24 protein-coding genes and 1 pseudogene are annotated in these 25,483 nt (G+C 72.1%); 10 read left to right on the top strand and 15 right to left on the bottom strand.

The window, feature by feature from the left end:
• Positions 1-16: 16 nt before the first annotated feature.
• The 5 genes from ACFYZ3_RS17405 to ACFYZ3_RS17385 are packed head-to-tail and all read right to left on the bottom strand — an operon-like array spanning position 17 to position 5,043.
• Entirely contained in the window at positions 17-823 is an 807-nt protein-coding gene (locus tag ACFYZ3_RS17405; RefSeq protein ID WP_361006902.1) for an ABC transporter permease, read from the bottom strand.
• Positions 810-1,577 (bottom strand): ABC transporter permease, encoded by a 768-nt coding sequence (locus ACFYZ3_RS17400; RefSeq protein ID WP_388518031.1) that lies wholly within the window; start codon positions 1,575-1,577, stop codon positions 810-812. The genes ACFYZ3_RS17405 and ACFYZ3_RS17400 overlap by 14 nt, the downstream gene beginning before the upstream one ends.
• Complete coding sequence (locus ACFYZ3_RS17395) at positions 1,574-2,554, bottom strand: ABC transporter ATP-binding protein (protein ID WP_388518028.1); 981 nt, start codon at positions 2,552-2,554, stop codon at positions 1,574-1,576. The genes ACFYZ3_RS17400 and ACFYZ3_RS17395 overlap by 4 nt, the downstream gene beginning before the upstream one ends.
• Positions 2,551-4,884, bottom strand: a complete 2,334-nt coding sequence (locus ACFYZ3_RS17390) for a putative PEP-binding protein (RefSeq protein ID WP_388518025.1) — start codon at positions 4,882-4,884, stop codon at positions 2,551-2,553. The genes ACFYZ3_RS17395 and ACFYZ3_RS17390 overlap by 4 nt, the downstream gene beginning before the upstream one ends.
• A gap of 18 nt (positions 4,885-4,902) precedes the next feature.
• Positions 4,903-5,043: a hypothetical protein gene (locus tag ACFYZ3_RS17385; RefSeq protein WP_162833366.1), complete on the bottom strand. Its 141-nt coding sequence runs from the start codon at positions 5,041-5,043 to the stop codon at positions 4,903-4,905.
• Positions 5,044-5,235: 192 nt separating this feature from the next.
• On the opposite strand from ACFYZ3_RS17385, the gene ACFYZ3_RS17380 reads away from it, so the two are divergent.
• A complete protein-coding gene (locus ACFYZ3_RS17380; protein ID WP_388518739.1) occupies positions 5,236-5,844 on the top strand; it encodes an MBL fold metallo-hydrolase in 609 nt (202 codons plus the stop codon).
• On the top strand, positions 5,841-6,386 hold the full coding sequence (locus ACFYZ3_RS17375) for a tyrosine protein phosphatase (protein ID WP_388518022.1): 546 nt from the start codon (positions 5,841-5,843) through the stop codon (positions 6,384-6,386). Before ACFYZ3_RS17380 ends, ACFYZ3_RS17375 begins: the two co-directional genes overlap by 4 nt.
• On the opposite strand, the gene ACFYZ3_RS17370 is transcribed toward ACFYZ3_RS17375, so the two are convergent.
• Both ACFYZ3_RS17370 and ACFYZ3_RS17365 read right to left on the bottom strand, forming a co-directional pair.
• A complete protein-coding gene (locus ACFYZ3_RS17370; protein ID WP_388518019.1) occupies positions 6,370-7,182 on the bottom strand; it encodes a hypothetical protein in 813 nt (270 codons plus the stop codon). The genes ACFYZ3_RS17375 and ACFYZ3_RS17370 overlap by 17 nt on opposite strands.
• Before the next feature lie 77 nt (positions 7,183-7,259).
• On the bottom strand, positions 7,260-7,904 hold the full coding sequence (locus ACFYZ3_RS17365) for an RNA polymerase sigma factor (RefSeq protein ID WP_388518016.1): 645 nt from the start codon (positions 7,902-7,904) through the stop codon (positions 7,260-7,262).
• Positions 7,905-8,192: 288 nt separating this feature from the next.
• Between ACFYZ3_RS17365 and ACFYZ3_RS17360 the strand changes: the two genes are divergently transcribed.
• Positions 8,193-9,368: a PP2C family protein-serine/threonine phosphatase gene (locus ACFYZ3_RS17360; RefSeq protein WP_388518013.1), complete on the top strand. Its 1,176-nt coding sequence runs from the start codon at positions 8,193-8,195 to the stop codon at positions 9,366-9,368.
• Here the strand turns inward: ACFYZ3_RS17360 and ACFYZ3_RS17355 are convergent.
• Positions 9,352-10,779, bottom strand: a complete 1,428-nt coding sequence (locus tag ACFYZ3_RS17355; protein WP_388518010.1) for a non-reducing end alpha-L-arabinofuranosidase family hydrolase — start codon at positions 10,777-10,779, stop codon at positions 9,352-9,354. The genes ACFYZ3_RS17360 and ACFYZ3_RS17355 overlap by 17 nt on opposite strands.
• Positions 10,780-11,169: 390 nt before the next feature.
• On the opposite strand from ACFYZ3_RS17355, the gene ACFYZ3_RS17350 reads away from it, so the two are divergent.
• Positions 11,170-12,603 (top strand): endo-1,4-beta-xylanase, encoded by a 1,434-nt coding sequence (locus tag ACFYZ3_RS17350; protein ID WP_388518007.1) that lies wholly within the window; start codon positions 11,170-11,172, stop codon positions 12,601-12,603.
• A gap of 136 nt (positions 12,604-12,739) precedes the next feature.
• On the opposite strand, the gene ACFYZ3_RS17345 is transcribed toward ACFYZ3_RS17350, so the two are convergent.
• Complete coding sequence (locus ACFYZ3_RS17345; protein ID WP_388518736.1) at positions 12,740-13,399, bottom strand: MSMEG_1061 family FMN-dependent PPOX-type flavoprotein; 660 nt, start codon at positions 13,397-13,399, stop codon at positions 12,740-12,742.
• Positions 13,400-13,441: 42 nt separating this feature from the next.
• Positions 13,442-13,864 (bottom strand): annotated as a pseudogene (locus ACFYZ3_RS17340) (NUDIX hydrolase); the annotation flags it as partial.
• Positions 13,865-13,933: 69 nt separating this feature from the next.
• Between ACFYZ3_RS17340 and ACFYZ3_RS17335 the strand changes: the two are divergent.
• Complete coding sequence (locus tag ACFYZ3_RS17335; RefSeq protein WP_388518004.1) at positions 13,934-14,662, top strand: SDR family oxidoreductase; 729 nt, start codon at positions 13,934-13,936, stop codon at positions 14,660-14,662.
• An 86-nt stretch (positions 14,663-14,748) separates the two neighbouring features.
• Here ACFYZ3_RS17335 and ACFYZ3_RS17330 read toward each other — a convergent pair whose 3' ends face one another.
• Positions 14,749-15,723, bottom strand: coding sequence for a helix-turn-helix transcriptional regulator (locus tag ACFYZ3_RS17330; RefSeq protein ID WP_388518001.1), 975 nt, complete (start codon positions 15,721-15,723; stop codon positions 14,749-14,751).
• A 136-nt stretch (positions 15,724-15,859) separates the two neighbouring features.
• Between ACFYZ3_RS17330 and ACFYZ3_RS17325 the strand changes: the two genes are divergently transcribed.
• Together ACFYZ3_RS17325 and ACFYZ3_RS17320 are read left to right on the top strand one after the other, a co-directional pair.
• On the top strand, positions 15,860-16,255 hold the full coding sequence (locus tag ACFYZ3_RS17325; protein WP_388517998.1) for a RidA family protein: 396 nt from the start codon (positions 15,860-15,862) through the stop codon (positions 16,253-16,255).
• A gap of 50 nt (positions 16,256-16,305) precedes the next feature.
• Positions 16,306-16,431, top strand: coding sequence for a hypothetical protein (locus ACFYZ3_RS17320; protein ID WP_388517995.1), 126 nt, complete (start codon positions 16,306-16,308; stop codon positions 16,429-16,431).
• A gap of 83 nt (positions 16,432-16,514) precedes the next feature.
• On the opposite strand, the gene ACFYZ3_RS17315 is transcribed toward ACFYZ3_RS17320, so the two are convergent.
• The 3 genes from ACFYZ3_RS17315 to ACFYZ3_RS17305 form a co-directional block, all read right to left on the bottom strand.
• A complete protein-coding gene (locus tag ACFYZ3_RS17315) occupies positions 16,515-17,036 on the bottom strand; it encodes a hypothetical protein (RefSeq protein WP_388517992.1) in 522 nt (173 codons plus the stop codon).
• A gap of 184 nt (positions 17,037-17,220) precedes the next feature.
• On the bottom strand, positions 17,221-18,111 hold the full coding sequence (locus tag ACFYZ3_RS17310) for an ABC transporter permease (RefSeq protein WP_388517989.1): 891 nt from the start codon (positions 18,109-18,111) through the stop codon (positions 17,221-17,223).
• The gene (locus ACFYZ3_RS17305) at positions 18,108-18,722 is read right to left on the bottom strand and encodes an ABC transporter ATP-binding protein (protein WP_388517986.1); all 615 of its coding nucleotides are present in this window, start codon (positions 18,720-18,722) and stop codon (positions 18,108-18,110) included. Before ACFYZ3_RS17305 ends, ACFYZ3_RS17310 begins: the two co-directional genes overlap by 4 nt.
• Before the next feature lie 262 nt (positions 18,723-18,984).
• Between ACFYZ3_RS17305 and ACFYZ3_RS17300 the strand changes: the two genes are divergently transcribed.
• Complete coding sequence (locus tag ACFYZ3_RS17300) at positions 18,985-20,346, top strand: NAD(P)-binding domain-containing protein (RefSeq protein WP_388517983.1); 1,362 nt, start codon at positions 18,985-18,987, stop codon at positions 20,344-20,346.
• 89 nt (positions 20,347-20,435) lie between these two features.
• Here the strand turns inward: ACFYZ3_RS17300 and ACFYZ3_RS17295 are convergent, their stop codons facing one another.
• The gene (locus tag ACFYZ3_RS17295) at positions 20,436-21,782 is read right to left on the bottom strand and encodes a hypothetical protein (protein ID WP_388518733.1); all 1,347 of its coding nucleotides are present in this window, start codon (positions 21,780-21,782) and stop codon (positions 20,436-20,438) included.
• Positions 21,783-22,605: 823 nt separating this feature from the next.
• Between ACFYZ3_RS17295 and ACFYZ3_RS17290 the strand changes: the two genes are divergently transcribed.
• Together ACFYZ3_RS17290 and ACFYZ3_RS17285 are read left to right on the top strand one after the other, a co-directional pair.
• The gene (locus ACFYZ3_RS17290) at positions 22,606-23,814 is read left to right on the top strand and encodes an SDR family oxidoreductase (RefSeq protein ID WP_388517980.1); all 1,209 of its coding nucleotides are present in this window, start codon (positions 22,606-22,608) and stop codon (positions 23,812-23,814) included.
• A gap of 67 nt (positions 23,815-23,881) precedes the next feature.
• Complete coding sequence (locus tag ACFYZ3_RS17285; RefSeq protein ID WP_388517977.1) at positions 23,882-25,465, top strand: PfaD family polyunsaturated fatty acid/polyketide biosynthesis protein; 1,584 nt, start codon at positions 23,882-23,884, stop codon at positions 25,463-25,465.
• The last annotated feature ends 18 nt before the right edge of the window (positions 25,466-25,483 follow it).

The raw sequence follows: 25,483 nt of genomic DNA, 5'->3' as shown, positions 1-25,483 counted from the left end.
GGTGTGGGCACAGTGGTCACTCGAAGTCGTCGTGGCCGTGCCGGCTCGCGCGCCGGGCCTGGACGAGGATCGACACGGCCGCCAGGACGGTGAACCCGGCACCGGCGGCGACCTCCAGGCCCAGGTCCCCGAGCCAGGGCCGGCCTGCCGTCCCCGCGCGTACGGCGTCCAGGCCGTGCCGGGCGGGCAGGACCTGGCCGACGGCGTCCACCCATCCCACCCTCCCGGGCGGGACGATCGCGCCGCTGCACAGCATGACCAGGTAGACCAGGACGTTCGGGGCCACCACGTCGGCCCGTCTGCCGACCGTCATGGTGGCTCCGGCAAGGCCCAGCACGCTGAGGGTCAGCGCCATCAGCGCGTACACCCAGGCCCAGGGGAGCAGGCGCAGCGCGAAGTCCGTCATGCCGAGCAGCGGCGCCGCGATCGCGCCCTGGACGACGAGGAGGAGCGAGCCCATGACGGGGTAGGGCAGCGCCCGGGCGATCTGGGTGACGGTGGGCGACAGGGCGCCGGTGCGCACCCGCGCGAAGGTGGCGTACTGCTTGTCCAGGACGGGCACGGCGACCACGCCGTTGACGTTGGTGCCGCTCAGTGCCAGGACGAGCGACCCGGCGAAGGCGTACTCGCGGTGTCCGGGGCCCGCGAGGACGCCGGCGAGCGTGGTGAAGAACAGGATCTGGAGGACCCCGCGCGGCAGGGTGGCACCGAGCAGACCGGCCGGCGTCTGGACCGCGCGGTACTCGAGCCAGCCCATGCGGGCCGCCTCGGCCGCCCGCCAGAGCGGCAGGGCGCGGGGCGTGGCGGTGTCAGGCGAGGTCAAGCGTCCCCTCCTTCCGGGACCTCCGGACGGACCGGTGGTAGGCGAGGCCCGCGACGGCGGCGTAGCCGAGCGTCAGCAGCACGGCGGCGGCCAGCGGGAGGACCGTGATGCCGCCGGTGGCCCCGTCGACCAGGCAGTCCTTGATCCAGTGCAGGCTGAGCAGTTCGGGCGCCCAGCGCAGCCACCCGGGCAGGGCGTCGGTGGGGATGAGCAGCCCGCCCACGGCGAAGACCGGGTACATCAGCGCGTGGGACCACACCAGCCCGTTGCGGGTCACCAGGAAGAGGCAGGACACCAGCACGCCGAGGGCCGTGCCGGAGCACACCAGGACCAGGAGGGACACGGCGATCCATGCCGGGTGCGCCATGCTCAGCGGCAGGCCCAGGGCCGCGGCGGTGACGCCGGTGCTGACGAGGATCGCGGCGACGCTGGTGACGGTCGCGCCGAGGCTCTTGCCCAGCAGGACCAGGTAGGGCGACCAGACTCCCGAGACGCAGCGGGCGAGCGTGCCGAAGCTGCGCTCGCGGCGCAGGACTCCGCCGCTCATCCAGACCGTGGAGCCCCACAGCGCGGTCAGCATCACCGCCACGACGAGTTCGGTCGCGTCTCCGGGTCCGGGGCGGCCGGTCTCCACGGCGATGACGAGGAACACGGCCGGGAGCATGCCGGAGTTGACCAGCAGCAGGGGGTTGCGCCGCATGGCGCGCTGTTCCATGCCGAACGCGGTCGCGAACATCCACAGGGCACCGCTCATCGTGCTCCGCCGACCCGGCTGCCGGCGGCCAGGCGCGCGGCGACGTGCGAGTAGACGTCCTCCAGCCGCACCGGCTCGATGCGCACGTCCAGGACGCTGACGTGCGCCAGTGCCTTCTCCAGCAGGCCGAAGGAGCCGACGTTCCAGTCCCGCACGTGGAGTCGCAGGGTCCAGGCCCCCTCGGCGGTGTCGACGCCGCCGACGGCGATGTCGGAGGACGCGAGGGCCACGGCGTCGGGCGGGGCGCCGGTGCCGCGCACGACGACCGTGGCGGTGTAGCCGGCCTGTCGGGCGAACTCGTCGACCGGCAGGTCCGCGGCCAGGGTGCCGTCGGCGAGGATGATCACCCGGCTCGCGAGCCGTTCGATGTCGAGCAGGTGATGGCTCGTGAGCAGGACGGAGACACCGGTGTCGCGCAGTGCGGCGACGGTGCCGCGCAGACGTTCGGCTTCGACCGGGTCCAGGCCCACGGTCGGTTCGTCGAGCAGCAGCACGCGCGGTTCGGCGATCATGCCGATGGCGATGTGCAGGCGCTGGCGCATCCCCTTGGAGTACGTCTCGACCGCGCGGTCGGCCGCGCCGGCCAGGCCGACCTGCTCCAGGGCGGCGTCCAGCTTGGCGTCCAGGCCGCGTCGGCCCACACCGGCGAGCACGGCGAAGAACCGCAGGTTGTCCCGGGCGCCCAGCTTGGCGTAGAAACCGCGGTCGCCGCCCAGGACGACGCCGGTCATGCGGCGTACCGCACGCAGGTCGCGGGTGACGTCGTGGCCGAAGAGCCGGGCGGTGCCGGTGGTGGGCAGCAGCAGGGTGGCGAGGATCTTGGTGAGCGTGGTCTTGCCCGCCCCGTTGCTGCCCAGCAGGCCCACGATCTCGCCCGCCCCGACCTGGAAGCTGACGTCGCGCAGGGCCACTATGTCGCGTCCGCGGTCGGTGAAGGTGCGGCCGAGCCGCTCCACGAGGATCGCCGGTTCGCTCAACGTCCCGCCTCCGTGGGCCGGTTGTCCGCCGCCTCAGGGGGAAGGGCGGCACGGGCCGCGGCGAGCCGGGCCAGGGGGACCCGCGGCGGCGCGCACGAGACGTGGTCGTATCCCGCCTCGGCGAAGAACCGCACGGCCGCCTCGTCGGCCGCCTGTTCGCCGCAGACGCCGAGCGTGATGCCGGGGCGCACCGCCCGGGCGTCGTCGGCGACCCGGCGGGCGAGGAGTCCGACGGCCTCGACGTCGAGCCGGGCGAAGGGCGACGTGTCGAGCAGGCCCAGGTCCTGGTACGCGGGCAGCAGGTGGTGTTCGGCGTCGTCGCGGGACAGACCCCACACGAGCGCGGTGAGGTCGTTGGTGCCCAGGGACAGGAAGTCCGCCCGGCGGGCGAGGGACCGGGCCAGCAGCGCGGCCCGGGGCGTTTCGACCATGGCCCCCAGCGAGATGCCCGTCTCGGCCCGCGTGGTGCCAAGGCGGGCCGAGACGTCGTCGAGGACGCCGCGGACGAAGTCCAGCTCCCTGGGCGTGCTCACCATGGGGACGAGGAGTTCGGGCCGGGGGTCGTGGCCCGAGCGGCGCAGCGCCTGCGTCGCCTCCGCCAGCGCCTTGACCTGTACGGCGGTCAGCGCCGGCAGCAGGATGCCGGTCCGTACGCCGCGCACGCCGAGCATGGGGTTGTGTTCGTGCAGCCGACGGGTGAGGTCGAGCCGGTCCCCGTCGGCGGGCGCGCCGGTGGCGGCCGCGGTGAGGGCGGCCTCGGTGAGGTCGGGGAGGAATTCGTGGCGGGGCGGGTCGAGCAGGCGGACGGTGACGGGCAGCCCGTCCATCGCCGCGAGGACCGCCGTGATCTCCGCCCGCAGGAAGGCGTGGACCGTGGCGAGGCCCTCCGTCAGGTCGGGGCCGGGCCGCGCCGTCAGCACCCGCTGGAGCACCTGGTGGTGTTCGCCGAGGAACATGTGCTCCAGGCGGCACAGTCCCACCCCGCTCGCGCCCAGCGCCCGCCCGGCGGCGGCGTCGGCTCCGGTGTCGGCGTTCACCCGCACGGCGAGGGACGGCAAGGTGGACGGTGCGGGCAGTGCGGACAGCGCGTCGTCCAGCCAGCCGGGAAGCGCCGCCGGGGCGCGCCGCCGGGCGGAGGGCCCCTGGTGGCCGCCGAGGTGGACCAGTCCGGTGTGTCCGTCCACGGTGATCAGGTCGCCGGCCCGGACGGTGTCCCCGCGGGCGGTGCGCAGCACCCGGGCGTCGGCGTCGAGGACGCCGTCGGCGAGGGCGGCGACGGCCGGCAGTCCGAGCCCGCGCGCCACGACCGCGGCGTGGGACGTCTGTCCGCCCCGCTCGGTGACGACGGCCGTGGCGGCCAGCAGGCCGGGAAGGTCCTGCGGTCTGGACTCGGTGAGGACCAGGACCGGCCGTTCCCCGTCGGCCTGCGCGGTGACGGCCTCGGCCGCGCTGAAGACGACGTGGCCGCAGGCGAGGCCGGGGGACACTCCCTGGCCGCGCGCGGCCACGGGCAGTCCGAGGGCGAGGACGCCGGCGGCAGCCGCCTGTTCGACGTCCAGGGGCTCGACCAGCCGTACCGCCTGGGCGGGGGTCAGCCGGCCGCTTGCGCGGCGGTCGGCGACGACGCGCAGGAGGGCGGCGCCGTGCAGGACGGCGCGGGTGGTCCTGACGACGGTGAGGCTGCCCCGTTCGACGACGAACTCCACTCTCACCGGCCACTCGAGTGCGGCCTCGGCGGCATCGACCGCCGCCCGCAGATGCGGGCCCCAGGGCCGGGTGCCGAGGAGTCCGGCGAGATCCGTCCCGCCCTCGGTCAGCAGCCGGGCCGCCGGTGCACCGGCGAGGAAGGAACCGGTCAGGCCGGGCCGGCCGGTGGCGGGATCGCAGGAGTGAGCGAGTCCGCTGCCGCCGTCGGGGCCGCACCACAGCGGCTGCCGGGCGAGCGCGAACCGGGACGGGCTCGGCTCGTCTCCTGTCAACGCCCGTATCAGGGTGATGACTTGCTCGACCGGGTCGTCCGGCAGCGGGGTGCCGGGGCGCGCGGCGGCGAGCGTCGCTTCGAGGTCGGCCCTGCGCCGTGCGGCGAAGTCGTCGCCGGCGAGCCCTGCCAGCCATCGCCGGCCGGCAGGGCTCATCCCGACGAACGACAGGCAGCCGCCCTTCAGGCAGGGCAGCCAGGCGGTCAGGAAGACGGGGTGCTCCGCACTGCCGAGGCGACGGTCGGGATCGAGTTCCGCGATCGCCTCGCGGAGGGCGTCGTCGGCGGCATCGACCGGCAGCCACCGCACTGAGGCAGCGGGGAGGCCGTCCGGCGGATGATGCGTGACCACGTACCGAATCCCCGGACCCTAACGGTTCACGAACTCCGGGCGGACACCGAGCAGGTACACCCGGTCATCCAGGTCAGCGGCTTCCTCCGGGGTGATCGGAGAGAATTCCAGCTCGGCCAGGTCGGCCAGTTCCTCGGTTTTCTCGTTTGATGTGTCCATGAGATGAAGCTAACCGCAAGCCACTCTTGCCACAAGGTGAACTCTGGGGACACGCAGTCAAGTTGACGCGATGTCGCTCCCGCGGAACGCCGGGCGCTCCCGGAAACGCACTGCTCGGCCTGGGCTCTTCGGGGCCACCGCGGAGGACGTTTCCGGCCACTGACCGAAGGTGCCCCGCGTATGCCCCGGGCTATGCTCACCTGGGTGCGGATTATCAAATACGTCCATTCCTGCGTCCGCCTGGAGCACGAGGGCGGCACGCTGGTCGTCGATCCCGGTGTGTGGAGCGAGCCCGAGGCGCTCGCCGGTGCGGACGCGATCCTGGTCACGCATGAACACAACGACCATGTCGACCTGTTGCGGCTGAAGGGACTGGACGTGCCCGTCTACGCCCCCGAGTCGGCGCGGCTCCCGGGACTGGACTTCAACGGTGTCGTCGCCGGCGAGGAATTCACCGCGGCCGGGTTCCGGGTGACCCCCCGGGGCGGGCGGCACGCGCGCATCTACGGCGATCGCCCGGACTGCGCGAACCTGGGCTACCTCGTGGACGACCGCCTCTACCACCCCGGGGACTCCCTCCACCTGCCCGACCGGCCGGTGGAGACCCTGCTGGTGCCCCTTCAGGGGTCGTGGATGAAGACGGACGAGGCCATCGACTTCGTCCGCGCCGCCGCCCCGGAACGGGCCTTCGGCATCCACGACGGGCAGGTCAACGAGCGCGGCCTGAGCAGCCTGAACGGCTGGCTCACCGACGAGTGCGGCAGTCGCTACCGCTGGCTCGCGCCGGGTGCGTCCGCGTGACGCCCGAGCCGTCCGGCCCCCTCCTTTACACCGTCGACCGTCCGCACCGGCCGGGCCGACTGAGCACCATGGCGCGGCCGCGCGGCGGCGCGCACCTGGCCGGCGACATGGCGGCCCTGCGCGACGCCGGCGTCGACGTGCTCGTCTGCGCCCTCCCCGAGGCGGAGCGCGCCGAACTGGGACTCGCCGACGAGCCCCGCCTCGCCGAGGCCGCCGGACTGCGGTTCGTCGCCCTGCCCGTCCCCGACTTCACGGTCCCGTCCGCGCCCGCGGTACTGCCGCCGCTGCGGGAGCTGACCGAGGGGTTGCGGACCGGCGCCCATGTCGTCGCGCACTGCCGCTGCGGCATCGGCAGATCCTCCCTGATCGCGGTCTGCCTGATGATGCTGGAGGGCTCGGCACCGGAGACCGCCTGGGCCGCCGTGCGACGCGCTCGGCGCGCCAAGGTGCCGGACACCGAGGAACAGCACGCCTGGACACTGGAGTTCCTCCGCCGGATCTCCCCCCGGGGCCAGGACGGCGGCCCTACTCCCGGTCGGTGAACTTCGGATCCTCGGCCTGGTTGTAGATCTCCCTGCCCGACGCGTCGTAGGCATGGACGTAGGGGCTCGGGCCCGTGTAGCGCGGGCCGGGTGGCGTGTCCGGGGAGAGCGCGGCCCCGTAGACGAACGCGCCGCCGGCCATGCGGGCCGGGTACTGCTTCGGGTCCTCCCCGTAGCTGATGGTGATCTTGGCGACGTCGGACGAGTAGTGCCCGGCGCCCAGCGTGAGGTACTTCCCCTCTCCTGCGGGCACGAGCATGGAGTCGAAGTACTCGACGATCCGACCGGTGCCCCACAGTCGGTCGTTGATGAAGGTGGGCGGGGAGTCCTGGCTGGTGCCCTTGTCGCCCTTCGACTGGCACTGCACGTACTGGCCGGCGGAGTCGACGGCGACGACCACGCCGTCCCAGTCCTGGGTGGCGAGGGGCGTGCGGACCGCGACGACGGCGTGGTAGCGCGACGCGTCCGGCCCCAGGCAGGAGGAGAGGATCCGGGTGGCCGTCCCGGCGTCGATCGGGGTCGTGGTCGCGTCGGTGACGGTGAAGTCGGCCTCGGGCGAGGTCCCGCCGGGCGAGGACGATGCGCTCGGCCTCGGCGCCGGAGTGGAGTTGGCCGGGCCTCCGCCGCCGTGCGCGGGGTCGGCGGCACCCGGTCCGGCGCTCCCCGATCCGCCGAGGACGACCACGGCCGCGACGCTCACCGCCGTCACACCGGTGGCGACACCGAGCGGCACGCCCCACCCGAGTCCCCATCTGCGCTGCGGCGAGGCCCCGTTGTCCTGTGGACCGATCTTCATGAGTAGTTCCTCTCGGGTCCGCCGGTGGTTCGGCAGATCACGATCGGAAGGAGCCGCGGGAACGCCCTGCGGGTCGTTCATCGTGCGACCTCCTTCTCGTTGACGGGATTCCTGGAACTGCACGGCGGTGGGGCCGCGGCTCCGCCGAGGTCGGCCCCCAGCCTGCGCCGCGCCCGGTGCAGCCGGGACTTCACGGTTCCCACCGCCACCTTCAGCACCGCCGCGGCCGCCTGCTGGTCGAGGCCCGACCAGACACAGAGTTCGACGACCTCGCGCTCGTGCCGCGGCAGCCGGGCCAGCGCCCGGTGGATCTCCGACATACGGCGCTCGTCGTCGACCAGCCCGGCGACCCGGTCCGCGTGGTCGCCCACCGACTCCTCGTGGGAGACGAGCCGGTGCAGCAACGCCTCGGCCCGTCTCAGCCGCCTCCTGGTGTTCGACAACTGGCCGTTGGCTATGCCGAGCAGCCACGGCAGCGCCGAGTCGCGGTCGAGCACCGTCTCCGACCGCCGTCGCCAGGCGTGCAGGAACACCGTGGACGTGAGGTCCTCGGCCTCGGACCAGTCGGCCGTCCGCCGGAACAGATGGTTGTAGACGGCCTTCCCGTGACGGTCGAAGATCCGGCCGAAGGCCTCGCGATCGCCGTCGACGGCCCTCGCCCACAGCTCCCGGTCGGACACCCGGCCGACCGGTACGGCAGGACCGGCGTCGTTCAGTTCCATACCCTGTCCATGTCCGGCAGCCGGCCGAAGGTTCCCGCCGGAATCACCCGGGTGGACGCACTTCGGCACGGGTACGGCCAGCCTCCTTCCAGCACTTCAACCGGATTGGATGATCGAGGACGCCCGTCTGTCGCCGCATGCGGCACTCCACCGCCCGATCACACCGCCTGATCACACCACCCGATCACACCGCCTGATCACACCACCCGATCACACCGCCTGATCACACCACCCGATCACACCGGCCGATCACACCGGCCGATCACACCGCCACCGGAGGTTGCGCGCATGTTCCGTCCGTCGCGTGCGGCCCCGGCCCCTGCGGAGGGCGGCGCGGACCTGGACGACGGCACCTCGATCCGCACGCCTCCCACGCGTGTCGTCGCCCTGGTGACGGTCGCGGCGACGGTCGTGACGGTCGTCCTCGGCGCGGTGACCGAGACCGCCGTGCTCCTGATCGGGCTGCTCGTGTTTCTCCCCGCCTTCGCCTCCGCGCTGTGCACCCCACGCCAGACCACGTTCGTCTCCGCCTGGGTGAGCATCGTCGTCATCGTGCCCGTGGCCCTGTCCACGGAGCAGCTCGCCGACCGGGTGACCCTGGCCCTGTTCGCCCTCGGCTTCGGCGCACTGGCCGTCTACGGATCCTGGCTGCGCATCACGCGCGAGGGGACGCTGGTGCGTCTGCGGTCGACCGCCGCCGCGATGCAGCGGCAGATCCTGCGTCCGCTGCCGCTGCTCACCGACGACGTACTCGTGGACGGCGTGTACGAGCCGGTGCAGCAGGACAAACTCGTCGGCGGCGACATCTACGACGTGGCGGCCACCCCCTGGGGCACCCGGGTATTGATCGGCGACGTCCAGGGCAAGGGGCTCCCCGCCATCGGCATGGCCATCGACGTGGTCGGTGCCTTCCGCGAAGCCGCCCACCGCGAACCGACGGTCACCGCGCTCGTGGACGCGCTGGAGGCCGCGGTGGTCCGGCACAACGGCTACGCGGAACAGCGCGGTGAGCCGGAACGGTTCGTCACCGCCGTCGTCCTGGGAGTGGACACCGGCGCCGAGACCCAGCTGGTCACGTGCGGCCACATCCCGCCGTATCTGCTGCACGACGGGACCGTCACCGCCGTGGGCGGCGGGACGGAGCATGCGCCGCTCGGCCTGGCAGACCTCGTCGACGAGCCGCGCACGGTGTCCTGGTTCCCCTTCCCCGCCGGGGCGACGCTGCTGCTGTGCACCGACGGACTCACCGAGGCCCGCTCCCCCGCCGGCACCTTCTACCCGCTGGAGACACGCCTCGCCGGCCACGTCGACATCACCGCGGGCCGGCTCACCCACGCACTCGTCGACGACGTCCACGCCTACACCGAGGGCGCGCAGCAGGACGACTTGGCGGTACTCGCCGTACGCCGCTCACCGCAGCGCACGGCGTCACCGTCCATCGCGAAGATCAGCGCCGGAGGGTGAGGACACCCGGCCGCCACGGCAGCGAGTTGTAGTCCCCACCCGCGTTCGGGGACTTGCCCTGGTAGAGGAATTGCAGGTTGCAGGGGTCGATGGTCATGGTCTGGTCGGGGTTGTCGCGGACCAGGTCACCGTGGCTGATGTCGTTGGTCCAGGTGGCCCCGCTGTTGGCCTTGCCCGCGAAGGGGTTGCTCTCACTGGCGGCCTGCGGCGTCCACGACCCGTTCAGACTGGAGGCCGTGAAGGAACGGAAGTAGCGCCCGTTCGCCCCCATCGCCTCGACGATCATGAGGTACTGGTTCTGGCCCTGGACCTTGTAGACCTGCACGCCCTCGAACAGGTTGGCCTTCGTGTCGCTCATGATCGTCGTGTACGAGGAACCGAAGTTGCCCGGGAAGTTTCCGATCGGCATGCTCGCCCGGTAGATCTTGCCGTTGTCACCGGCGAAGAACAGGTACATGTTCTGCCCGTCGGCGATCAGGGTCTGGTCGATCGGGCCGGTGTCGGAGCCGGAGATGCTCCCGGTGAACAGCGGCTGCGGAGCGGACCAGCCGTTGGGGTCGGTGGGGTCGCTCGACGTGCGGTAGATGAAGGGCCAGGAGCCCCACTGGTACGCGAGCACCCAGATGTTCTTGGGCGCGAAGTAGAACAGCGTGGGCGCCACCGCGGCCTGGTTCATCGCGTTCTGGCCGGCCGACGCCATGTCCGACCAGTTGGTGAAGGGGCTGAACACCATCGAGCCGTACGACGACCCCGACGAGGTCGACCCGTAGACCAGGTGCCTGCCGTTGTGCGTCACCGTGGTGAAGTCCTTCAGCGCGACCCACCCGCTCCTCGGCTGTGCCAGGACCCCGGTCGAGGACCACCGGTACGTCGACGGAAGAGCACACGTGCCGTCCGTCGGCGGCGTACCGGTCAGACCGGTCCACTTCTGGTTGCCGCCGCCGTTGCACGTCCAGAGCTGCACCGCCGTGCCGTTGGCCGTGCCGGCGCCCGCGGCCTCCAGGCACAGCCCGGACTCCACGCCGACGACCGTGCCGTCGGAATTCACCCGCCACTGCTGGTTCGCTCCGCCGGTGCAGGACCAGATCTGCACCCGGGTGCCGGGCGCGGTGGCGTGCCCCGGAACATCCAGGCACTTGTTGCCGTACACGGTGAGCTGATTGGTGTCCGTCGACGTCCACTGCTGGTTGGTGCCGCCCCAGCAGTCGTACATCTGCAGGAGCGCGCCGTCGGTCTGGCTGCCGCCCAGCACGTCGAGACACCGGTTCGAACCGACACCGCGCAGGGCGCCGCTGCCGGCCGCCTGGGCGGGGGCGGTGGCGACGAGCAGCGCCGCCAGCGCGGACAGGGCCGCGACCACGGCGGCGAGCACCGCGGACGTATGCCCGCGGCGGAAACTTCCTCTGTGCATGGGAACTCCCTCAACTTGGGTGGGCGGTTCCTTGCCGGGCTGGAGAGCGACACAGCATGTTCGTAATTTCGAACATCGGTCGAAGAGTCGAGCGCTCCGCATCATAGAGAACCGGCGAACGCCGTCAATACCCCTCGCATGCATCGCCGCCACCTCGAAACTTTCAAGAGAAGCGACCCACCCGATATCGCACGTCACCTGGCACGTCGCCCAGCGGTGGCTCAAAACCTCGCAGATCAGGCCTGGCTCACTCGGCTTCGAAACTTTCGCAGAAGAACTGAAACTTTTCCGGTGCCAAGTATTGACCGAGCATCGTCAACACCTCAATCATTCCTGTCTGACTTCCCTGCGCTCCAGTCCTTCCGCGACCACTACTTTGGAGGCACAGTCATGGGCTCCTACGCCCTTCCCAGATCCGGTGTCCGCAGGAGCATTCGCGTCCTGCTGTTGGCGCTGGTCGTCGGCGTCCTCGGCACGGCCACCGCACTGATCGCGCCGCCGAGAGCACACGCCGCCGAGAGCACGCTCGGAGCCGCGGCGGCGCAGAGCGGCCGCTACTTCGGCACCGCCATCGCCTCGGGCAGGCTGAGCGACTCGACGTACACGTCGATCGCGGGCCGTGAGTTCAACATGGTGACGGCCGAGAACGAGATGAAGATCGACGCCACCGAACCGCAGCGGGGCCAGTTCAACTTCAGCTCAGCCGACCGCGTCTACAACTGGGCGGTGCAGAACGGCAAACAGGTACGCGGCCACACCCTGGCCTGGCACTCCCAGCAGCCCGGCTGGATGCAGAGCCTCAGCGGCAGCGCACTGCGCCAGGCGATGATCGACCACATCAACGGCGTGATGGCCCACTACAAGGGCAAGATCGTCCAGTGGGACGTCGTGAACGAGGCCTTCGCAGACGGCAGTTCGGGAGCCCGGCGGGACTCCAACCTGCAACGCAGCGGCAACGACTGGATCGAGGTCGCCTTCCGCACCGCGCGTGCCGCCGACCCGTCCGCCAAGCTCTGCTACAACGACTACAACGTCGAGAACTGGACCTGGGCCAAGACCCAGGCCATGTACAACATGGTGCGGGACTTCAAGCAGCGCGGCGTGCCGATCGACTGCGTCGGTTTCCAGTCGCACTTCAACAGCGGCAGCCCCTACAACAGCAACTTCCGCACCACCCTGCAGAACTTCGCCGCCCTCGGGGTCGACGTGGCCATCACCGAACTCGACATCCAGGGCGCCCCGGCCTCGACCTACGCCAACGTGACCAACGACTGCCTGGCCGTCTCGCGCTGCCTCGGCATCACCGTCTGGGGTGTGCGCGACAGCGACTCCTGGCGATCGGAGCAGACGCCGTTGCTGTTCAACAACGACGGCAGCAAGAAGGCCGCGTACACCGCCGTCCTCGACGCACTCAACGGCGGCGACTCCTCGGAGCCCCCTGCGGAAGGGGGACAGATCAAGGGCGTCGGTTCGGGCCGCTGCCTCGACGTGCCCGACGCCAGTACCTCCGACGGCACCCAGCTCCAGCTGTGGGACTGCCACAGCGGCACCAACCAGCAGTGGACGTACACCGACGCCGGAGAGCTCAGGGTCTACGGCGACAAGTGCCTGGACGCCGCCGGCACCGGCAACGGCACCAAGGTCCAGATCTACGGCTGCTGGGGCGGCGACAACCAGAAATGGCGCCTCAACTCCGACGGTTCCGTCGTCGGCGTCCAGTCCGGCCTCTGCCTCGACGCCGTCGGGAACGGCACGGCCAACGGCACCCTGATCCAGCTCTACACCTGCACCAACGGCAGCAACCAACGCTGGACCCGCACCTGACCGGACAGTACTGACGGTCCCGGGTCGCCGCCGTGCCGGCGGCGACCCTCGCGATCGGTCTGCTCGCCGCGAACCCCGCCCCTGCGTGCGGAGCCGACATCCCGTCGGCTCATCGGCGCTCGTCGACTCGTCGTCGTCATTCGTAGCGCAGGCGCAGCGACTCCCGTTCGGCCTCCTCGATCTGGTCCAGGGTCAGGCCGGGCAGGTTCAGCTGCGCCAGGGTCACCTCTGCGCTGGTCGGCTGGGCGTCGGCGGACGGCCACCGTTCCGGTCGCCAGGCGTTGGCGCGCATCAGTGACTTCGGGCAGTGCGGATAGACCTGCTCGACCTGCACCACCAGGGCGGTGACCGGCGGCTTTCCGACGGGAGTGAGGTGGGAGAGCAGCTCCGGGCGCGCCGAGACACAGGCGCGTCCGTTGACCCGCAGCGTGGTCGGGCGCCCGGGGACGAGAAAGAGCAGCCCGAGGCGTCCGGTCTCCAGCACGTTGCGCACGGTGTCGAGCCGTTTGTTGCCGGTCGCGTCGGGGATCACCAGGGTCTGCTCGTCCAGTACCGAGACGAACCCGGCCGGCCCGCCACGTGGCGTCACGTCCGCCCGGCCCTCGCGGTCCGCACTGCCGATGAACACCAGTGAGGAACAGCCGATCAGCGCCCGGGTCTCCTCGGTCAGGCGGTCGGTCTCCTTGCGCAGCGAGTTCGGGTTCGGCTGCGGGTAGAGCTCACGCAGCTGGTCCGTGCTGGTGAGGGCGTCCGCCCGGAGGAAGTCGAAGAGCGAGTCGGCAACGGCACTCGCTATGAGGTCGTGGATCAGGTACTCCCCTGGTCCGCGGTTCTCCTTGAGGCGGGTGAGATCGCCGGGGCCGAACCAGTCGTAGGCGGAGTGCTTGGACCGTTCCAGCCTCGGGTGGTCCAGGTCGCCGTGCACCTCGACCAGGTAGTCGGCCTCGTGACGCAGGCCACCGCCGTCGTCCCCCGTCCAGGTCGTGGTGCCGAGGAACCGTCGCACGCGGGTGAGGCGCCAGCCGGTCTCCTCCTCGACCTCACGTGCGAGTGCCTCCAGAAGCGTCTCGCCCTCCTCGACATGACCGCCCACGATGTCCCAGGCCCCGGGGAACAGGCGACGGTCCCGGCTCCTCTTCTGGGCAAAGGCACGGCCCTCCCGATCGAGGACAACCGCGCCCACGGTCCAGACCTCGTCCGCACCAGGGCTGGGCACCTCGACATCATCATTGACTGTGAACGACCGTTCGTGAGCGACCATGGCCGATAGCGTAGAGCCGCGGCGCACGGCGCCACCCGCTCCACGAACCGGCGACTGGGGAACGACACCATGAGATGGGACAACCACCGCGTCGTCATCACGGCCGCCGGCCGGGACTTCGGACGAACCCTGGCCATCCGCCTCGCGGACCTCGGCGCCGAGGTCTTCCTCTCGGCCCGCCAACTCGCCGCCGCCCAACGGGTCGGCGACGAGATCCGCGACCGCGGACACCACAGGGTGCACGCCTTCGCCTGCGACCTGACCGATCCCGCCTCGATCCGCGACTTCGCCTCCGGCGTCGCGGAACACACCGACCGCGTCGACGTACTCGTCAACAACGGCTCCCGCTACCTCGCGGGGCCGGACCTCCTGTCGGCAACCGACGCCGACGTCGTCGACACCCTCGCCTCCGGCGCCACCGGCACGGTCCTGACCACGAAGAACTTCCTGCCCCTCCTGCTCAACTCGGACACACCCGATGTCGTGACGATGGTCTCCGCCTGCGGAACCCCGGGCCACCACCGCTCGGACGCGCACGACGCCTTCTACGCCGCCAAGAGCGCCCAGGCAGGGTTCACCGAGATCCTCTCCAAGCGCCTGCGCTCCCAGGGAGTCCGGGTGATCTCGCTCTACCCGCCCGACTTCGACAACACCGACCCGCTCTCCGCGGAGTGGGAGACCACTTCGCGCAGAGCCGAGGACGCCCTCACCGCGCGGTCGCTCGTGGAGTGCATCCTCTTCGCCGTCGCCCAGCCCCGGGACTGCTTCATCAAGTCGTTCCACTTCGAACAGGCCTGACCGCCCTTCGCCGGCGCAGGGCGCCCACGCAGGTCGCGCCGCCGAGCAGGGCCTTCAGCTCGAACTCGCGGGAGTGGACGGAGCTTTCAGGTCGGTGGCCCATAGCGGGCCGCGATCGCCGTCGCGCGGTCGTGCAGGGAGGCGCGCAGCCACTGCGGGGCCTCCACCTCGGTGTACTCGGCGTGCTGCCACAGCGCCCATTCCGCGTGCCGCGCGTCCTGGAAGACGACGTGCAGCCGGAGCCGGCCGTCCTCGCCGGTCTCCTCGGAGCGGACCGCCAGGGCGGTGGCGACCAGGTGCTCCCGGCGGTCGGGATCCACGCGGACCACCACGACGGCGGTGTCGCCGCCGGTCCGGAACCGCACGTTGCGTTCGTGCCAGGCCCGGTCCAGGTCCACCGTGTCCGAACGCTGCGCGGGTTCGTCGAGCTCCTCGGCCGCCAGGATTCGGCTCAACCGGTAGGTGCGGTCCTCGGTGCCCCGCTTGGCCAGCAGGTATCCCTGATCCCTGACGGTGACCAGGCCGATCGGGTCCACCGTGCGCCACTTCGGGGGCCGGCCCACGGCCTCGTAGTGGATGCGCAGTCTGTGCCCGGCGAACACCGACCGCCGGACCGCTGCGGCGATGGAGTCCGAGACCTCCTCGGGGGCCACGCGGCGCGAGAGGAGATCGGTCTCCGGGTCGATGAGCAGCCGCTGGGCCGCTCCGGCGGCGGTGTCCCGCAGCCCCTCCGGCAGCACGTCGACCACTTTCAGTACGGCTGAGGCGAGCGCCGATCCCAGACCGAACAGCTGCACGCCGCGCCGTGATCCGGCGACCACGAGAGCGAGTGCCTCGTCGTGGTTCAGACCGGTGAGCGCCGTCCGGAAGTCCGGCAGCAGCGCGAACCCGCCGTGCCGGCCGCGCTCCGCGTAGACCGGGACCCCCGCCGCGGAGAGTGCCTCCATGTCGCGCAGCACCGTCCGGGTCGACACCCCCAGCTCACGGGCGAGCGTCTCCGCGGTCGTCCGGCCTCGCTGCCGCAGCAACAGGACCAGGGAAACCAATCGGTCGGCGCGCATGGGCAAACCGTAGCGAAATACATGACCAAGGGTGTCATGTATTCCTGCCAGGCTTCATCGCACGACGTCAGAGCCCGGCGGCTGCCGAAGCGATGGGCGTGCGCAGTGTCATGAACCGAATGGAGCAGGTGCGGCGATGCAACGCAACGCGGTCAACCCGGTGTCGTGGTCGGTCGAGATGGGCTTCAATCAGGGCGAGGTCGTCTCCGGGCACTCGCGCACCCTGTACATCTCGGGCCAGACGGCGATGAGCAAGGCGGGCAAGCCCGAGCACGACGGCGACATGGCGGCGCAGTTGGCGCTGGCCGTCGACAACATCGAGGCGGTGCTCGGCGAGGCGGGCATGACCCTCGCGAACCTCGTCCGGCTGAACGTCTACACGACCGACGTCGATCTGCTCTTCCAGCACTACGGCGTGCTGGCGGGCCGTCTGGGAGCCGCCGCGGTCGCTCCGACCACCACCATGCTCGGTGTGACACGGCTGGCGATCCCCGGTCAGATGGTCGAGCTGGAGGGCACCGCCGTCGCGTGACGTGACCCCGTCTCCACCGCCGCTCGGGCCCGTCGAGGAACACCGGTGCGGTGCCGCGGGTGATCGTCGCCGACAGGCTCCGCTCCTACGGCGCGGCCCAGCGGTTCCCCTCCGCGTCAGCGGCATCCATCCGGGAGCACGTCACCGGCGTCACCGGTCAGGGCGTCACGACCTGAGACAAGGCCCGCGGTACCGGCACCGAGTGCCGCTCTCGCGGGTCCTGTGGCCTGCCCGGATCAGGAGGAGAGGCGCCGTCCGGCTACCAGCCGGCCTTCACCGCGTTGTAGGCCGTACGGCAGTCGGCGTTGGTGGCGTCCGTGGCCAGTTTCTCCATGGAGTCGCGCCAGACCGTCTTGGCGACCCTTTCCATCTCCCGGGTCTCGGCCGGGACGTTCGGGGCGTGCTTCTTGATCGTCGCCAGTGCGGACCTGGCGAACTTGTTGCACACGGGTCCGGCGGCGTTCCGGTAGCGGGTGTCCAGGTCCGTCGCGACCGCCTGGCCGTTCTGGGTCGCCCAGGTGTTCCAGGCCGCGCACGCCACCTCGGTGAACACTGCCTGGTCGGCCTCGCTCAGCCCCAGCGCCTGGCCCATCATGGTGTTCTTGGCCTTGTCGGGGACCGTGAAGTCCACGACGGGGAACTTGTCGAGGGTTTCGAGCAGCGCTTCCTGACACGCGGGCGGCAGCGCCGCGGCCTGTGCGGTGGAGGGAACGGCCAGCGTGGAGACGGAGACCAGGGCCGCGGTGAGGACGGCGCGCCGGGCGGTACGCGAGAGAGACATGGGGGGTGCTCCTTGCACGGGTGAACGGGTCGTTCCGGGCACCGATTCAGCGCCCGACGGCTACAGAACGATCACCGCGTGACCAGGTCACGGGCATATCTGCGGGGCAGGGGGCGAACACGGAGTCGACGGCCGTCCGTGCGAGGGACGAGTCCCCCGAGCGGCCCCGGGGGCAGCCGGGCGGTCAGGCGGGTCCCGCCCTTTCCGGCGCCGGGCGGGGCTCCGCCGGGGGCGGCTCTGCCGGGGGCCGGTGAACGCCGGGGCCCCCGTTCGCTCCAGCGCCGCGGGGGGCCGGAAGCGGTGGTGTCCCGTGCCGCACGAGCGCGTTCCGGGTACGTCGGCGGAAGACCAGGAATGCCGCCGCCGACGCGCCGGTGAGCCAGAGGCACTGGGTCAGGAGCGCCCGGCCGCCCGACGCGTCGGAGAAGGCGGCGGACATGCTGGCCTGAACCGCTCCGTAGGTCGGGAGGAAGCGCACGACGGCGCTGTCGGACCCGGAGCTGGAGAGGGGGTTCTGCAGGGCGACGTCGAGGACGCTGATCATCAGGATCGCGAACATCCCCTCGACCTCGCGCCGGAGCACCGACCCGAAGACCACGCCGAGCGCCCCGTAGGTGAGGGCCGCGCCGAACAGCGCGGCGGTGAGCAGCAGGGGCTGTCGCGGAGTCCAGGCGAACCCGGCGACGGCGGTGGCGTACACGGAGATCGCGACGCAGACCAGCGTGAGCGCGGACAGTTTGGCGAGGACGAGGTGGTACCGGGGGTAGCCCGCCATCGCGAGCCGGCGGTCGAAGGCGCCCCCGGTGAACGTGGCCGCGAACATCATGAAGCCGGCGATGAGAGTGACCGCGTTCAGCGCGCCGGTGATCTGGGTGAGGTGGTTGCCGGGCGGGGAGAGCACCTCGCCGGTCGCCCGGAGCCGGAACGGGGCGGGCTGATCGGGGATGGTCACATAGGCGAGGGCGATCCACACCGGGATGTACACGACCACGAGCAGCATCGCGAAACGGTTGCGGGCGTGTCCGATCAGCGCGTACCGCGATGCCGTGACGAACAGGGACAGATGCCTCCTCACGCCGCGGCCTCCGTACGCCGTTCCTGGAGGTGCAGGCGCCCGCCCTCCAGGCGCCAGAGCTGGTCCAGCCGGTCGATGTCGTACGCGAGGTGCGAGACGACCAGCACCGAACGCCCGGCGTCGCGCAGCCTGGTCGCCAGTTCCCAGAAGCGCAGGTAGGTCTCCCAGTCGAAGCCCTGGTAGGGCTCGTCCAGCAGGAGTACGTCCGGGTCGTGCATGAGGGCCAGGGTCAGGTTGAGCTTCTGCCGCGAGCCGCCGCTGAGCCGGCCCGCGCGCTGGTCGAGGTACTCGGTGAAGGCCAGGGTCTCCATCACCTCCTCGGCCCGTTCGAGGCCGGTGAGGCCGAACGCGCTCCTGAAGAAGTCGAGATGCTGGCGGACGGTGAAGGAGTCGTCCAGCACCACGGTCTGCGGGCAGTAGCCGAACCTGCCGCTGTGGTGCACGGCCCCCCGGTCCGGCCGGAGTTCGCCGGAGAGGATCTTCAGCAGGGTCGTCTTGCCCGCACCGTTCTCGCCGACGATCCCGGCCAGGGTGCCGGGCCTCAGCCGGAGGCCGACGCCCCGCAGGACGGCGTGCTGCCGGTAGGAGTGGTGCACATCGTGGACGTCCATCGCTTCGCTCCGTCGTACCTGAACTGCCTGCGGTCCGCGGAACCCGTCCGCGCGTGCCCAACGAGTCGGCCGGGCGGGGGAAACGGCAGCCGGGAAGAGCTGCCGCCCTACGGCGTCAACCTGGCGCCGGTCCGTCACGCGTGCGGCGGGAAGCCTGCCCGAAACCGCCTCGGCTGCCGTGGCGGTGGCTACGGTGACCGGGCTCCCGGAGCGGTCGTACCCATCTGACGTGAAAGGCCGGTCGGCCATGCGGAGAACGTGCGTGATCGGAGCCGGCCCGTCCGGCCTGGCCGCGAGCAGAGTCCTCGCCTCGCGCGGCATCCCGTTCGACTGCTGTGAGGCGGGCTCGGGCATCGGCGGGCTCTGGCGCTACGGCAACGACAACGGCATGTCGGGGGTGTACGCGTCGCTGCACGCGAACATCTCCAAGGAGAGCATGTCCTTCTCCTCGCTGCCGATGCCGGAGTCCTACCCGGTCTTCCCGCACCACACCCAGGTCCTCGCCTACCTGGAGAGCTACGCGGAGACCTTCGGGCTGCACGGCCACATCGGGCTGCGCACGGAGGTCACCTCCGTGCGCCCCCTGGAGGGCGGCGGCTGGGAGGTCACCCGCCGGAGCCGAGGAGCGCCGGAGTCGGAGACCGGCCGGTACACCGAGGTGGTGGTGGCCAACGGGCACCACTGGGACCCGCGTCTTCCGGACCCCGCCGTGCCCGGGGCCGGGGAGTTCGAGGGCTCCGCCGTCCACGCACACGCCTACCGCTCCCCCGAGCCGTACGCCGGGCGGCGGGTACTCGTGGTCGGGATGGGCAACTCCGGGTGCGAGATCGCGGCGGAGATCTCCCGTACGGCGGCGCGGACCTTCCTCTCGGCCCGCGCCGTGGCGCACGTGTTCCCGAAGATGCTGCTCGGGCGGCCCGCGGACCACTGGGCGGTGAGCAGAGCGGCCGCCCTGCCCCGCTTCCTCCAGGACCCGGCGATGGCACTCATGCTGCGGCTGGTCCGTGGCGCCCCCGCGCTCTACGGGCTTCCCGCACCGGTGCGGCGGCCTCTCGCCGCCCATCCCTCCACCTCGGACGAGCTCCTCGTCCAGCTGGCCCGGGGCGCGGTCACCGTGAAGCCCGGCGTCCGCTCCTTCGGCCGGGACTCGGCGTCCTTCACGGACGGCAGCCGCGAGAGCGTGGACGACGTGGTGTACGCCACCGGGTACTCGCTGTCCTTCCCCTTCCTGGACCCCGCCGTCTTCGCCGCGCCGGAGGGCCGCACCGAGCTGTATCTGCGCACGGTGCCGCCCCGGCTCCCCGGGCTCTTCTTCATGGGGCTCGCACAACCGGCGGGAGCGGCCTTCCCGTTGCTCGAACCGCAGGCCGAATGGATCGCCGACCTGATCGAAGGGGAGGTCCTCCTGCCGACGCCCGCGGAGATGACCCGGTCGATCGCCCGCGCGCGGGAGCGGCACGACAAGGTCTACGCACAGACCTACCGGCACGGGATCGAGATCGACATCCGCACCTACCGGCGAGCCCTTCGCCGGGAGCTGCGGGCGGGCAGGCGCCGAGCGCGCCGGGCAGCCGCTCCCCGCCCCGAGGCGCCTCGTCCCGCTCCGGTGTCCGACACGGTGTGACGAGCCCTCCGCCCCGGTACCGGGGCGGAGGGCTGGTCGCGTACGGGAGCGGGGCGGCACTGAGCCCGCGCCCCGGCCCGTACACCCGCTCAGCCCCGCTGCACGCTCTTCTCCAGCTCTCGCACGGCCTGTTCCCACAGCTCCGGCAGCAGCTCGCCCAGCGGCAGGGCGCGGTCCGCGACGAAGGACACCTCCGCCCAGTCGCCGAAGAACGACAGCCCCACTCCGCAGAGGTGTCCCGGCACGAGGAGCGGCAGCAGGGCCGTCCCCGTCACCCGGGTCTCCCCCAGGCTGCCCTTTTCGGCCAGCGGCATGGACGTGGCCATGACGTTGGTGACGCGCGGGGACAGCATCCTGCGCAGGTACCACGCGGTGGGACGGTCCGGCATGAAGCGGACCAGGTCCTGAACGGCCTGTCGCCAGGTGTCGCCCCGCAGCTTCCGGGTCACCGCCACGACCTGGTCCAGCCGTCGCAGCGGCGCCTCCTCGTCCGGGGAGCCGTCCGGGCGGTCCGGGACGGGGCCCACCGGCAGGTCGACCGGAAGGGCGAAGCACCGGTTGCCCCAGGTCTGCTCCTCGACGGACCGCCGCGCGTCGACGGGCAGTACGGCCGTCACCCGGGGCAGTGGCACACCGGAGCGGGCCGCCCACACCGACAACGCCCCGGCCAGCGCGGCGAGATGCGCGTCGTGGGCCGAGCCTCCGCGTCCGGCGCCGATCAGCCGCAGGGTGTCCACGGGGACCCGCCCCCGCCACAGCCGCCGCTCACCGGTAAGGGCGAAGGCCGGGTCCGGGCGGTGAGCGCGCACGGCGAAGGTACGCGCCAGGAACCTCGTGGCCAGCGCGACGGCCGCGCCGAACCGCCGGGGCACGCCGGCCACGCCGCTCCCGCCCGGCAGCGGACGGGCCGACGGCTCCCCGTCGCCGAGCATCGCCCGGAACGTCATGGCGGCGGCCGAGCCGTCCTGGCAGGCGTGGAGGAACCGGTAGCAGAGAGCGTAGGCGTCGGGTTCGTGGCCGTGGATCAGCCAGACCCCCCAGTAGGCGCCGGGCGCGAACGGGGCGTTGAGCGCGCTGTGCAGGGCGGCGTCCCAGCCGGCGGGTCCGTCGGCCACCACCTCGTGCACATGCCGGTCGACGGAGAAGTCCTCGGACGGCTGCCACCCGGGCCGCCTGCCTTCCGTCACCCGGCTGGTGAGCAGGGGCAGTTCTCCGAGCCGGAACGCCACGTACGCGCGGAGATCGGCCAGGCTCGGGGGCGGACCGCTGAGATACGCGACACCGCCCGCGTCCCAGCGGACCTCGGGGCGGCGGCGCTCCAGGTCGAGGAACGCGCGGTCGACCGAGTGGGTGGGATGACGGGGCAGGGGGACGGACCGCTTCGGCCGGGCGGAACCCGTGGAGGGGTCCGCGGGCGCGGTGGGCGGGGCGGACACGGTGGACTGCTCGGAATCGGGCATGCGGGTGCGGGCTCCCGTTCGGGCCGACGGCGGTCGCGGTGACCACCGGTGGTGGGACGGAGGTACGGCAGCGCGCGAAGGGCGGGGAAGCCGGCGGGCCGGGCCACCCCAACCCACCCGGGCCGGTCGCGCTGCCGGGACCGGCGGCCCACCAGGATGCCCGGCGAGCGGGACGGCGCCGGACGGCCGCGGCGGACCGGCCCGGCTCCGCGGGTGGGTTGCCGGACGGTTCCGCGGCGGTCGCCGGCGCCTGTTCTCCGCACCTCCCGGCCTCGGTTTTCCGTGCCCCGGCGGGCCCGAGCGCCCGGCGCGCGCAGCCGTGTCCCGGGGCGCGGCCCGCGAGGGCGTGAACCCGGCGTACCGTGACGAGTTCCCCCGAAAGAGGGACCGGAAGAGGGACCGGTCCCCGAGCGGCGTGCTGCGGCGGCACCGACGGTGGAGCGACATCCTCCGTTCGGGTGACCAGGGCGGATCGACGGGCATGTTCCGTCCGCCGTCTGCCATTGTGTGGCGAGCGCCGGAGATCACCAGGGTTCGAAGGCCCGGTGAACCCGTCCAGGACGGGCGTCGGGAGAGCCGGTGGGCACCGGCAGCACCGGACCGGCGGGACGATCCGGACCGTGCGCGGTGCGATCGTCCCCGACCGTGCTCGGCGCGATCGTCGACGACGACCCGCGCCGCGGGACGGTCGCCGCCGTGCCGTCGATCCCGCTTCCGGTCCACCGCCCGCCGGTGCTCCGCCTCCGCACGCCCCGCACGGCAGGGGACCGCCCTTCTCACCGCTCTGGGAGCCACGCTCGTGCACGTCGCACTCACCGGCGCCACCGGATTCCTCGGACTGCGCCTGTTACGTCGTCTGCTCGACACGCACGCGTCGGTGACGGTCCTGGCCCACGCGGGTTCGGGCGACGCGCTGCACCGCATCACCCGTTCCCTCGAACTGACGGGTGCGCCGAGCGCGTTCCTCGCACGGCTGCCGGAGCGGCTGAGGGTGGTGGAGACCGATCTGGCCCTGCCCCGGCTGGGCCTGTCCGCACGGGCGTTCCGGGAGCTGGCCGACGGCCTCGGCGGGATCTGGCACAGCGCGGGAAGCATCCATCTGGAGGGGGACCTTCCGGAGCTGCGGCGGACCAACGTCGATGGCACCCGCCACGTACTGGAACTGGCGGCCGCCGGGCGGGCGGAACCGGTGGTGCGCCATGTGAGCACCGCGTTCGTGGCCGGCGCGCGGCGCACCGGGGTGGCCTACGAGGACGAACTGGACGACGGCGCCGGTTTCGAGAACGCCTACGAACAGTCCAAGTACGAGGCGGAGCTGCTGGTTCACGCCTGGTCCCGCGAGCACGGGCGACCGGCCCTGGTGCTGCGGCCGAGCGTCCTGGTCACGGACGTGCCCCCGCACCCGGAGCTGCCGTCGCACCCGCTGCAGGTCGTCGAGCGCATCCTGCGCGACGCCCGACGTGCGGCCGTCGCCGCGCCACCCACCGCCACGAGCCCTGCCGCCGGGGCTCCGGGCGGTCCTGCCCGCGGCGCTCCCGGGTCCCCGGGCCCCGGGGACCGGCCCCGGGTACGGACGGTGGGGCACCCGCACGGCCGGCTGAACCTGCTGCCGGTGGAGCACGCGGCCGACGTCATGGTCCGGCTGTCCGAACTGCCGTCCTCACGCGGGGTCGACACGTACCACGTCGTCCATGACCGCGACGTCCCCGTGCCCACCCTCGTCGCCCTGCTGGAACGGCTCGTCCCCCTCTCGATCGACCTGGTCGACACCAAGCCGGAGGACCCCTCGGCGTTGGAGACCCTGATCGACTTCTACCCGGGCATCACGGCCTACCTCGCCCACCGGCGGCGGTTCGACGACACCCGAGTGCGGACCCGGCTCGGTCCGGCGGCGGTCTGCGCTCCGGTCGGTCCCGATCGGCTGTGGGCCGGACTGTCCCCGAGGGGCGAGGTGCTCCCCCGGCCCCCGGACACCGCACCCGCCCCTCCGCCCGTCCCCTGCGCCTGAGCGTCCCGTACCTCGCCGTCGGCACCCGCCCGACCAGCAGCAACCGTCCCGTCCCGTTGGAGCTTCCGTGTCCGTTCTCGCCGCTCCCAGCGCCCCTGCCGCGCGCCCGCCGGTCTTCTCCGCCGAGGGGATCGCCGCCCGTGTCCGGCTGATCCGGGAACCCGTGCACGTCGTCAGCGGCCCGGACGGCCGGGAGTTGGGCCTGGCGACCGGGTCCCCGCCCGCCGGCCCGGTGCTCGGCACGCTGCCGCCGCTGTACCCCGAGTGGCTCGGCGGCCGGACCTTCTGCGAGGCGCACGGCGTCCGCTTCCCCTATGTGGCGGGGGAGATGGCGAACGGCATCGCGACCACCGGCATGGTCGCGGCGATGGCGCGGGCGGAGATGATCGGCTTCTTCGGCGCGGGCGGCCTGCCCCTCCCGGAGGTGGAGCGGGCTGTGCGCTCCCTGACGCAGGAGCTGGGGTCCCGTACGAACTGGGGAGTCAATCTCATCCACTCACCGGCCGAACCGGAGCTGGAGTGGCGGGTCGCGGAGCTTCTGCTGCGGTGCGGTGTCCCCCGGATCTCGGTGTCGGCCTTCATGGAGCTGACCCCGGCGGTCGTCCTGTGCTCGGCGAAGGGCCTGCGCCGGGGTGCGGACGGCGCCGTCGTCCGGCGTACGCGGCTGCTCGCGAAACTCTCCCGTCCCGAGGTGGCCGAGAGGTTCCTCGCCCCCGCTCCGCCCGCTCTGCTGGACCTTCTTGTGGCGCGCGGGAGCCTGACCCGCGAGGAGGCGGCCCTGGCGGCCCTGGTGCCGGTGGCCGAGGACATCACCGTCGAGGCGGACAGCGGCGGGCACACCGACAACCGGCCGTTACCGGTCCTGCTGCCGCGTATCGCCGCCCTGCGCGACACGGTCTGCCGGCGGTTCGGGTACCGGCGACCGGTCCGCCTCGGCGCGGCCGGGGGCCTCGGCACCCCGGACGCGGTGGCCGCCGCCTTCGCTCTCGGCGCGTCCTACGTGGTCACCGGTTCGGTGAACCAGACGGCGGTCGAGGCCGGTCTGTCCGACGAGGCCAAGGCGATGCTGTGCGACGCGGACGTCGCCGATGTCGCCATGGCGCCGTCGGCCGACATGTTCGAGCTGGGCGTGCAGTTGCAAGTGCTGTCGCGAGGCACGATGTTCGCCCGGCGGGCCGGCCGCCTGTACACGGCCTACCGCGACCACGGCTCGCTGGAGGAGATCCCGCCCCCGCTGCGTACCGTCATCGAACGCGACGTGCTGGGCGCCCCGTTCGAGGAGGTCTGGCAGCGCACGCGCGCTTTCTGGGACGAGCGCGATCCGGCGGAGACCGTCCGTGCGGAGGCCGACCCGCGGCACCGCATGGCCCTGGTCTTCCGCTGGTACCTGGGCAGTTCCAGCCGGTGGGCGATCACCGGGGAGAGCGCTCGGCGGGCCGACTACCAGATCTGGTGCGGACCGGCCATGGGCGCGTTCAACCGGTGGGTGGCCGGCACTTTCCTGGCGGAACCGGCCCACCGGTCCGTGACGCAGATCGCCCTCAACCTGCTGGAAGGGGCCGCGACGCTCACTCGCGCCCATCAACTGCGCACATACGGCGTTCCGTTGCCCTCCGAGGCGTTCACCTGCACGCCGCGCGAGCTGGCATGAGCGGCGCCGCCGCAGCAC

Origin of the sequence: Streptomyces sp. NPDC001599 (assembly GCF_042893535.1) — a bacterium.
Taxonomy (GTDB): domain Bacteria; phylum Actinomycetota; class Actinomycetes; order Streptomycetales; family Streptomycetaceae; genus Streptomyces.
The sequence above is the reverse complement of the archived record's forward strand: the minus strand, read 5'-3'. Positions and strand labels throughout refer to the sequence as shown.